The 837-nt window shown below is 75.3% G+C and carries 1 protein-coding gene and 1 pseudogene; one reads left to right on the top strand and one right to left on the bottom strand.

The window, feature by feature from the left end:
- Nucleotides 1–596 (top strand): MFS transporter (locus GH736_RS23640; RefSeq protein WP_159607526.1); only part of this gene is annotated, 596 nt, incomplete at its 5' end.
- Nucleotides 597–611: 15 nt separating this feature from the next.
- Here GH736_RS23640 and GH736_RS23645 read toward each other — a convergent pair.
- A pseudogene (locus GH736_RS23645) lies at nucleotides 612–837 on the bottom strand (hypothetical protein); the annotation flags it as partial.

Below are 837 nucleotides of genomic sequence, written 5' to 3' on the forward strand. Positions count from 1 at the left end.
CCACGCACCGCGCGGTGCTGCTGCGGATCGGCAGCGGAGTCGGCCTGCTCGCGGCCGTGCGCGCCAGCCGCACCGTCATCGTGCCGCTGTGGGCCGTGTCGATCGGGATGCCGCCCGAGGCCGCCGCGATCGTGATCGGCGTCTCGGCCAGCATCGACTTCGCCCTGTTCTACGTGAGCGGCCAGGTGATGGATCGGTTCGGGCGCCTCTGGAGCGCCATCCCCGGCCTCGTCGGACTCGGCGTCGGGCAGCTCGTGCTCGCGTTCACCCACGACCTGCCGAACGCGGTGGCCTGGTTCACCGGCGTGGCGGTGCTGCTCGGCGTGGCCAACGGCCTGTCGAGCGGGGTGATCCTCACACTCGGCGCCGACCTCGCGCCCAAGGCGAACCCGGCGCCGTTCCTCGGGGCGTTCCGCACGATCGCCGACGCGGGACAGGCCGCGGCGCCGCTCGTGCTGGCGGCGGTCACCTCGGCGGCGTCGATCATGGCCGCGAGCGCGACCATGGGCGTGCTGGGCCTCGTGGGCGCGGCCGTGCTGTGGCGGTACGTGCCCCGCTACGTTCCCCGGCGCCCGCGCCCGCGGCGGCGCGACTGAGCGACGCTCGCGCCCTCAGTCGAGCGCATCGAGTGCGGTCTCGGCGGCCTCGACGTCGTCGCGGGCGCGGTCGGCGGCGGTGGCGGCCTTGGCCCGTGCCCGCTCGGCCTCGCGTTCGCCGCGCTCGGCGTCGGCGATCTCGCGGCGGAGCTCCTTCAAGCGCGTCTCGAGGTCGTGGCGTTCGTCGCGCAGTTCGTCGGCGTGCCACTCGGCCGCGTGCAGCAGGTCCTGCGCCTCGTCG

The sequence above is a fragment of the Agromyces humi genome, assembly GCF_009720255.1.
Lineage (GTDB): Bacteria > Actinomycetota > Actinomycetes > Actinomycetales > Microbacteriaceae > Agromyces > Agromyces humi.